We start from the raw sequence: 4,627 nt of genomic DNA on the forward strand, positions 1-4,627 counted from the left end.
CCCTCAACAAGCTGGTTGAAGAGCAGCGCATCAGCCAGCGTACCCAGTTCGACATGGAGATGATGCAGGAGCTGGGTTACTGCTCCGGTATCGAGAACTACAGCCGCTACCTCTCCGGCCGTGCGCCGGGGGAGCCGCCGCCGACCCTGTTTGACTACCTGCCGGGGGACGGTCTGCTCATCATCGACGAGTCCCACGTCACGGTGCCGCAGATCGGCGCCATGTTCAAAGGGGACCGCTCCCGCAAGGAGACTCTGGTGGAGTACGGCTTCCGGCTCCCCTCTGCGCTGGACAACCGGCCGCTCAAGTTCGACGAATTTGAAGCGCTGATGCCGCAGACGGTATTTGTCTCGGCGACTCCCGGCCCCTACGAGCTGGAGAAGTCCGGCGGCGATGTGGTGCAGCAGGTGGTGCGCCCAACCGGCTTGCTCGATCCGGAGATCGAGGTGCGTCCTGTGACCACGCAGGTGGACGATCTGCTCTCCGAGATCCGCAAACGGGTCTCCGTCGAGGAGCGGGTGCTGGTTACTACCCTGACCAAGCGGATGGCGGAGGACTTGACCGAGTATCTGGCGGAGCACGACGTCAAGGTGCGCTACCTCCACTCCGATATCGACACGGTCGAGCGGGTGGAGATCATTCGCGATCTGCGCCTCGGCAAGTTCGATGTGCTGGTGGGCATCAACCTGCTGCGGGAAGGTCTCGACATGCCGGAAGTGTCGCTGGTGGCGATTCTGGATGCGGATAAAGAGGGCTTCCTGCGATCCACCCGCTCGCTGATCCAGACCATCGGCCGGGCGGCGCGTAACCTCAACGGCAAGGTCATTCTCTACGGCGATACCATCACCAACTCGATGAAGGTAGCCATTGAGGAGACCGAGCGGCGCCGCGCCTTGCAGCATGCCCATAACCTCAAGCATGGGATCACCCCCAAGGGGCTCAATAAGTCCATTGGCGATGTGATGGACATGGGGGGCAGCCGCACGGCAGGCAAACCTGGCAAGGGGATGCGCAAGGCAGCCGAGCCGCAAGGGGAATACCATGTTCGCTCAGCCAGCGAGATTGCCAAAGAGATCAAGCGGATGGAGGAACAGATGTTCCAACATGCCCGGGATCTGGAGTTCGAGCAGGCGGCGGCACTGCGGGATCAGATCCAGCGGCTGCGCAGCGAGTTGATCGAATCATGAGCCGCAAACGCTGGCTTGTTTGGCAACGACTGCGTCGTCTCTATCAGGGCTTTCGCCATCCCGGTACCCCCTGGTGGGCGAGAGCCCTGGTTATCCTTATCCTGCTCTATGGCATCAGTCCGGTGGATCTTATCCCCGACGTGGTGCCCATGCTGGGCTGGTTCGATGATGTGACCCTGCTGCTGGTGTTGCTATGGGGCTGGGAGCGTTGTCTGCCCCCCGCAGTGCGCAGCGATCTGGAACAGGCCTCCTAGTTCACCTTTTCAACACCACACTCGACATCACTTTTTGTGCCCCCACCTTCGAAGGAAGCGGAAAAACGGTTTCATTTGAAGGTGGGCGCAGCGGGACAAAAAAGAGGCTGCCCCGGTGATTGTCGCCCGGATGGCATTGGCGTAGACTCCACGCCGTTCACTTTATGGGTATGGAAAAAATGGATCTGATCCTCTTTGCAATCGACTTTATCCTGCACGTTGATGTGCATTTGAAAGAGCTATTCGAGAACTATGGTGTCTGGGTTTACGCCATCCTGTTTCTCATCATCTTCTGTGAAACCGGGTTGGTAGTGACGCCGTTCCTGCCGGGTGACTCCCTGCTGTTTGCCGCCGGTGCGCTTACCGTGGGCAGCGTGCTGGACGTCCATACCCTGGCGGCCGTGCTGATCATCGCTGCCGTGCTGGGCAACGTGGTCAACTACACCATTGGTCACTTCTTCGGCGAGCAGCTGTTCCGCAATCCGGACTCCAAAATCTTCCGCCGGGATTATCTGGAGAAGACCCACGCCTTCTATGCCAAGCATGGTGGCAAGACCATCATCATCACCCGCTTCCTGCCTATCGTGCGTACGTTTGCGCCGTTTGTGGCAGGGATGGGGGCCATGACCTATCCGCGCTTCCTGGCGTTCAACCTGGTTGGCGGCCTGCTGTGGGTACTCTCCTTCGTCTATGCCGGCCACTTCTTTGGCAATCTGCCGGTAGTGCGTCACAACTTTACCCTGCTGATCTTCGGCATCATTGGTATCTCCCTGTTGCCCATGGTAATTGGCGCGGTCAAGGCCAAGATGAGCACAGCCAGGGCGTAACCAGAAATACGGTCAGCCAGAACGAGAAAGGTGGGAGCCATCATGGCTCCCCCCTTTTTATCTCCACACGGGCATGACACTCAGTTGCAGCAACGCCCTTTCACCAGATTGCCGATGGCCACTACGGTGAAGACCAGCAGGTAAGCGGCGAAGATGACAACCAGCCACTGGGGCATGGAGTAACCGAAGAACTGCCAGGTGATCTGGGCACAATCCCCTTCCGGCATAAAGAGCCAGGGGAGCCACTGATCGAGCGGAGCCCAGCTCGGGAAGTCGGCAAACGGGCTGCAGACGTTGAACGGGGAGGGATTGACCTGATAGTCCACATGCTTGAGGGCCAGCTGGAAGCCGCGGAAGGCACTGTAGCCCCACAGCAACATGGCACTCCAGCGAACATACCACTTATCCGGCGCCACCATGCCGAGCAGACCAGCGGCCAACACACCCAGGGTCGCCAACCGTTCGTAAACACACATCACGCACGGGGAGAGGCCCAGCACATGCTGGAAGAAGAGGGCGCACAACTCGAGGAACAGGGCTGATGCTGCCAACAGGCCCCAGGCCAGCCGATGGGCGGCAATACGGCGGAGAAACTCGATCATCTCATTGATCTCTCAGAAAAAACAGTGGCTGAATTAGAGCAGAGCGGGGCAGAAAAGAAAAGGGCCCTGAAAGGGCCCTCGGAAACCGTCGCAACGGATTAATGCAGTGCCGGTTGTACCGCTGGCAGTGCACTCTCCATCACCAGCCATCCGTGCTGATAGAACCACTCGGTGGCAGGACCAAGCAGCAATTCGACAGAGAAAAAGCCGATCAGCCCCAGCACCAGGGTGTAGGGCAGCGCCATCCAGACCATGCGGCCATAGGAGAGACGCAGCAGCGGCGCCAATGCCGAGGTGAGCATAAACAGGAAGGCGGCCTGACCATTGGGAGTGGCGACCGACGGCAGGTTGGTACCTGTGTTGATGGCCACCGCCAGCAGATCGAACTGGGCGCGGTCGATGGCACCATTGAGCATGGCCGTCTTCACCTCATTGATGTAGACGGTGCCGACAAAGACGTTGTCACTGACCATGGAGAGCACCCCGTTGGCCAAATAGAAGAGGGCCAGCTGGTTCTCCGGTTTGGCTGCCAGTACCAGCTGGATCACCGGCTTGAACAGCTGCTGATCGATGATGACGGCGACCACGCTGAAGAAGACCGCCAGCAGGGCGGTGAAGGGGAGAGCCTCCTGGAAGGCTTTACCCAGCGAGTGCTCCTCGGTGATCCCGGTCAGGGAGGTGGCCAGCACGATGACCGAGAGGCCAATCAGACCAACGGCTGCTAGGTGCATGGCGAGACCGACGATCAGCCAGACCGCAATCAATGCCTGAACGATCAGCTTGGCCTTGTCTTGCGGGCTGCGTTTTGCCTCTTCGTAGCGGTTGTACTCCTCCATGATGGCACGCACCGTGTCCGGCAGGCGGGCGCCATAGCCAAACCAGCGGAACTGTTCCACCAGCACGCAGGTCAGCAGACCACAGATAAAGACGGGGACGGTGACGGGAGACATGCGAATGGCAAATTCGGCGAAGTTCCAGCTGGCTTGCTCGCCGATGATGAGGTTTTGCGGCTCGCCCACCAGAGTGCAGACACCACCCAGCGCGGTACCGATGGCGGCATGCATCATCAGACTGCGCAGGAAGGCGCGAAAATCATCGAGATCCTGGCGATTGAGCTCGGCGACTTCCTTATCATCGGTATGGTCATGGCTGTGACCAAACTCCTTGCCGGACGAGACCTTGTGATAGATAGCGTAAAAGCCGGTGGCGACGCTGATCACCACGGCAATCACGGTCAGGGCATCGAGAAAAGCTGACAGGAAGGCGGAGACCAGACAGAAGGAGAGGGAGAGCAGGATCTTGGAGCGTACACCGATCAGCAGCTTGGTGAAGACATAGAGCAGCAGCTGCTTCATGAAATAGATGCCTGCCACCATGAACACCAGCAACAGCAGCACCTCGATATTGGCGACCAGCTCGTGTTTGACCTGATCGGCGGAGGTCATGCCGATCAACACGGCTTCGATCGCGAGCAGACCACCCGGTTGCAGAGGGTAGCACTTGAGGGCCATGGCCAGGGTGAAGATAAACTCAACGACAAGTAACCAGCCCGCAATGAAAGGATCAAGGTGGAAGGCGATCGGATTGATCACCAGAAATAGCAAGATGGCGCTTTTATACCACTGTGGTGCATTGCCCAAGAAGTTCTTGGCGAATGCCTGCCCTAGGCTTATTGGCATGATAATGGGTCTCAACTTTGTTGTTAGGATCTGCTTCTATGCAGTCAAGGATGATTCGACCTGTGCCTCCGGATGTTG

5 protein-coding genes are annotated in these 4,627 nt (G+C 58.6%); 3 read left to right on the forward strand and 2 right to left on the reverse strand.

All coding sequences use genetic code 11. The features are described from left to right. The 3 genes from AACS18_RS23030 to AACS18_RS03050 form a co-directional block, all read left to right on the forward strand. The coding region (locus AACS18_RS23030; protein WP_258228833.1) for a helicase-related protein at positions 1-1,187 on the forward strand (1,187 nt) is incomplete at its 5' end. Next, positions 1,184-1,441 carry a YkvA family protein gene (locus AACS18_RS03045; RefSeq protein WP_108613663.1) on the forward strand — a complete coding sequence of 86 codons (258 nt, stop codon included), beginning with the start codon at positions 1,184-1,186 and terminating at the stop codon, positions 1,439-1,441. The genes AACS18_RS23030 and AACS18_RS03045, both read left to right, overlap by 4 nt. A 179-nt stretch (positions 1,442-1,620) precedes the next feature. Continuing rightward, a complete protein-coding gene (locus AACS18_RS03050; protein ID WP_040069761.1) occupies positions 1,621-2,268 on the forward strand; it encodes a DedA family protein in 648 nt (215 codons plus the stop codon). An 80-nt stretch (positions 2,269-2,348) separates the two neighbouring features. On the opposite strand, the gene dsbB is transcribed toward AACS18_RS03050, so the two are convergent. Both dsbB and nhaB read right to left on the reverse strand, forming a co-directional pair. Next, the gene (gene dsbB, locus AACS18_RS03055) at positions 2,349-2,870 is read right to left on the reverse strand and encodes a disulfide bond formation protein DsbB (protein WP_005336895.1); all 522 of its coding nucleotides are present in this window, start codon (positions 2,868-2,870) and stop codon (positions 2,349-2,351) included. A 98-nt stretch (positions 2,871-2,968) separates the two neighbouring features. Further along, positions 2,969-4,549 (reverse strand): Na(+)/H(+) antiporter NhaB, encoded by a 1,581-nt coding sequence (nhaB, locus tag AACS18_RS03060; RefSeq protein WP_064338053.1) that lies wholly within the window; start codon positions 4,547-4,549, stop codon positions 2,969-2,971. Positions 4,550-4,627 lie beyond the last annotated feature (78 nt).

It is taken from the genome of Aeromonas sp. HMWF015, from assembly GCF_963878965.1.
GTDB lineage: Bacteria > Pseudomonadota > Gammaproteobacteria > Enterobacterales > Aeromonadaceae > Aeromonas > Aeromonas veronii.